Annotated in this window: 4 protein-coding genes; all 4 read left to right on the top strand. The window is 63.1% G+C overall.

Annotated features, from left to right (window positions below):
* Nucleotides 1-123 precede the first annotated feature (123 nt).
* Nucleotides 124-687 carry a hypothetical protein gene (locus tag SQ11_RS15315; RefSeq protein WP_232298040.1) on the top strand — a complete coding sequence of 188 codons (564 nt, stop codon included), beginning with the start codon at nucleotides 124-126 and terminating at the stop codon, nucleotides 685-687.
* Between the two features lie 102 nt (nucleotides 688-789).
* Nucleotides 790-1,326 (top strand): hypothetical protein, encoded by a 537-nt coding sequence (locus SQ11_RS15310; RefSeq protein ID WP_052494304.1) that lies wholly within the window; start codon nucleotides 790-792, stop codon nucleotides 1,324-1,326.
* A gap of 110 nt (nucleotides 1,327-1,436) precedes the next feature.
* On the top strand, nucleotides 1,437-1,850 hold the full coding sequence (locus SQ11_RS15305; RefSeq protein WP_041515067.1) for a copper resistance CopC family protein: 414 nt from the start codon (nucleotides 1,437-1,439) through the stop codon (nucleotides 1,848-1,850).
* Nucleotides 1,847-3,894: CopD family protein (locus tag SQ11_RS15300; RefSeq protein ID WP_041515066.1), on the top strand; the 2,048-nt coding region annotated here is incomplete at its 3' end. The genes SQ11_RS15305 and SQ11_RS15300, both read left to right, overlap by 4 nt.

Below are 3,894 nucleotides of genomic sequence, written 5' to 3'. Positions count from 1 at the left end.
AAGGTGGATCGGTGTTTTTTAATGTGCCAGTGAAACAACCCATACCTTCGGAATAGCCGGGGGGACGAAGAAAAGTGAACCATCGTCATATCCAAACGGAAGAACCCGCTCGTGGTTAGGCAAATGAAACAGGCAGGCGCTGCGGTTCTCATTCTGGTTGGGGCGCTATACGCCGGCGCAGTAGCGGCGCATGGAAAAGTCTCATTGGAAGAGGACAGTTGCGTGCGCCGGATTGGCGACAGCATGGTGCACTTAAGCGCCTACCAGCCCCAATTTGAACCCAGCGCGCAATATTGCACGGAAATTCCCAAGGGCGGAGACACCTATCTGGTGGTGGACCTGGTGGACCTGGCGCTGCGCGACATGCCCATTGGCCTGCGGGTAATCAAAGGCACCAACGAAACAGAAGATGAAACCGTGACCTACCTGCGCCCGAGCATCCATCCGGACGGCGTGATCAAGGGAGAGACCAGCCTGGACCAGGGACTGTACACGGTCATCATCACCGCGGAAGGACAACCGCCGCTCCGCTACCAGTACCCTTTGCGGGTACAGATGATCAACTATGCACACATATTCCGCACCGCGGTGGGCCCTCTGATAGTCCTGCTGGTACTGACCCTGCTGGGCTACAAACTCATGAAATCCAAGCGCATGCAGCGCTGGCGCGCCTCGCGCCGCTCCTGAGGAAAGGTCGGGCCAAGTGCGGTAAGATACGCGATTCAACATTCCTTATAGGTGATTTTGATAATGTCTTTACAACTTCTGAAACCGGCTTTCGTAGGACTCATGCTTACGCTCAGCCTGTCGTTTTCTGCGCAAGTACAAGCGCACGGCGGACTCTCCCTGGCGGATGACATCTGCAAACTCACGATAGGCCCGTTTACCATGCACTTTACCGGCTACCAGCCGGAATCCACGCAGGAGAAAGAATTCTGCGAAGACATCCCGGCGACGGGACGCACCGTGGTCGCCCTCGATTATATCGAAGAAGCCCTGCGCCCCCTGCCCACGGAAGTGCGCATCATCCGCGATACCGGGGCGCAGGCGGGCGCCGAAGGCAATCTTGACGCCATCACCATCCTGCACATCCCGGCCAAGATCTACCCCAATGGCTCGATCAACTTTGAATACAATTTCATGCAGCCTGGCAAATTCATCGGCCTGGTGACCGTCCGCGACAAGGAAGAACATGTCTCACGCTTTCCCTTCTCGGTAGGCGAGCCCAAAGGCACCTCGCCCTACCTGATCGTCGCCATCGCGGCCATCATCGGCGCGGCGGCGGTCTTCTTTTTGCGCGGCCGGAACAAATCCGCGGCCGCCTGAGCCCCGGCCTGGCCGGGGGCTGCCGGCCAAGCCGAACCATACGCAAGTAATACAGTCAAACGAATATCCCTGCCCCCTGTGGGGGCGGCAGTCATGAACGAGGAGTCAGAATGAAAGCATGGATGGTTTGCGCCCTCAAGCGGGTCATGGCGGGCAGTGCACTGATCATGGCGATGGCGGCGGGCCTGCACAGCGCGCCCGTCCTGGCGCATGCGATGCTGGTCAAGGCGGAACCGCCGCGCCGGGCGGTACTCACTGTCACGCCCACGCAAGTGCGGCTCTGGTTCAACGAAGAAATTGAAAAGGATTATGCGGCGCTGAGCGTGCTCGATGCCGCCAAGGCCCCCGTGACCGAGGCCAAGCCCACGATTGCCCCCGACGACCCCAGAGCCATTGTTCTCGCCTTGCCGGGAGAACTGGCCGCTGGCAAATACACGGTAAAGTTCCGGGTATTATCGGTGGACGGCCACGTGGTTGACTCGTCCTACGACTTTACCGTAAAGAGCAAAGCGCAAGCGAAATGATCGAGGTCATCGCGACGCTCCTGCGCTGGTTACAGCTTGCGTCCAACATGATCCTGGTCGGCAGTTGCGTCTTTCTCGCCATCGCCGGCTCGTTCCACTCCCCCTGGGTTACCCGCCTGCAGCGCGCCCTGCCATGGCTGGGCCTGCTGCTGCTGCTGGGATTGCTGGGCATTCTCGTCACCACCACGGCACAGGCCACCGGCGTGGCCGAAAACGCCTGGCGGCCGGATGCCTGGCTCGCCCTCCTGCAGAATACCCGCATGGGCCACATCTGGGCGGGGCGCGCGCTCCTGGCGCTGCTGGTGGTCGGCATTGCCCTCTACATCCGCTACACCCCCGCGGCGCGCTGGCGCTACCTCCTATGCGCCAGCGTAGCCTCCCTCACGCTGGTGGTGGGCTCGCTCGCCAGCCATTCCGCGGCCGAAGAACTCTCGGTGGCCTCGATCCTGCCCTACGCCCTGCACATCATCCTGGCCAGCGTCTGGTTTGGCGCACTGCCGGCTTTCCTGGTGGTCTGTTTCGCCTGCACCGCCCCGGCGCATGCGGGCCCCCATCCCGGCATCCAGACCGGCGCCATCGCCCGCATCCACGAACTGTTCCAATCGCGCGAAGAAGCGGTGCAAGCCGGCGCCCAGGCGCTCAAGCGCTTCTCGGTCATGGCCCTGCCGGTCATGCTGGCCGTCATCGCCACCGGCATCATCATCACCGACCGCATGGTCGACACCACCTACGCCGCCATGGTCTCCACCCAGTACGGCTGGCTGCTCAACGCCAAAATCGGCCTGCTTTGCCTGGTCCTGCTGATCGCCGCGCGCGCGCGCGCCACCTGGCTGCCGCTGCTCTCCCAGATCTCGCCGCAGAATGCGGACAAAGCCCTGGCGGCGGGGCAACGGCTGCGCAAATGGGTCAGCTTCGAATTCGTGCTCGCCCTGGGCATCGTACTGTTGGCCACCATCGTGGCCAACACCGTCCCGGCCAAGCATGCCATCATCCAGAACTGGCCCTACACCTTCCGTTTCTCCCTGGCCGCCACCTGGGGAGAACAAAGCGTCATGCTGCGCGCCTGGTCGGGCGTGGCCCTGCTGGTGCTGGCGGGCGGCGCCATCGCCCTGGGGCGCGCCAAGCACTGGGACAAGAAGTGGCGCATCGGCGCACCGGCGCTGCTGGCGGTACTGGCCCTGGCGGTGGGATTGCCCCCGCTGGCCATCGATGCCTACCCGGAAACCTATCGCAAGACCCCGGTGCCGTTCGACACCATCTCCATTGCCAACGGCTCGGTCCTGTTCGCCGAGAACTGCGTGGCCTGCCACGGCCTCCAGGGCAAGGGCAACGGCGTGCTGGCCAAGACCTTTGCCAAGCCGCCGGTGGACATGCTGACCGAACCGCACACGGCCAAGCATACCGCGGGCGACTTCTTTCACTGGCTGACCTTTGGCATTCCCGATACCGGCATGCCGGTATTTGCCGACAAGCTCTCGGAAGAGGAGCGCTGGGATGTGGTCAACTTCCTGCACGCCATGTCGCGCGGCTACCAGGCGCGCCTGATGAGCCCGCGCGTCGTGCCCGAGCAACCCCAGCCCTCCCTGGGCCCGCCCAATTTCTCCTATACCGCGCATGATGGCTCCAGCGGCACCCTCAAGGACTTCCGCAACCAGAAGAACGTACTGCTGGTCCTGTTCTCCTGGCCGGCCTCGCGCGCGCGCCTGGATGAACTGCGCGCGCTTAATACCCAGCTCGCTGCTGCCAACACGGTACTGCTGGCGGTGCCGGAGGATGATCCGGATAGCAGCGAAATCGCGCAGATGACCGCGAACGCCCCCTTCCCGGTGATCACCCAGGGGGCTGCCGAGATCGTGCGCAGCTACACCCTGTTTCGCCGCACGCTCAACAAGCCCGACCTGCTGGGCGAGGGCAGCCTGCCCCCGCACATGGAATTCCTGGTGGACCGCTACGGCTACCTGCGCGCGCGCTGGATCCCCGAAGCCGATGGCCCCGGCTGGGACAATACCGGCATGCTCATGCAGCAGATCGCCCAGCTCAACCG

Origin of the sequence: Nitrosospira sp. NpAV (assembly GCF_000832065.1) — a bacterium.
Classification (GTDB): domain Bacteria; phylum Pseudomonadota; class Gammaproteobacteria; order Burkholderiales; family Nitrosomonadaceae; genus Nitrosospira.
Note: the sequence above shows the minus strand (reverse complement) of the source record. Positions and strands in the feature narration are given on the sequence as shown.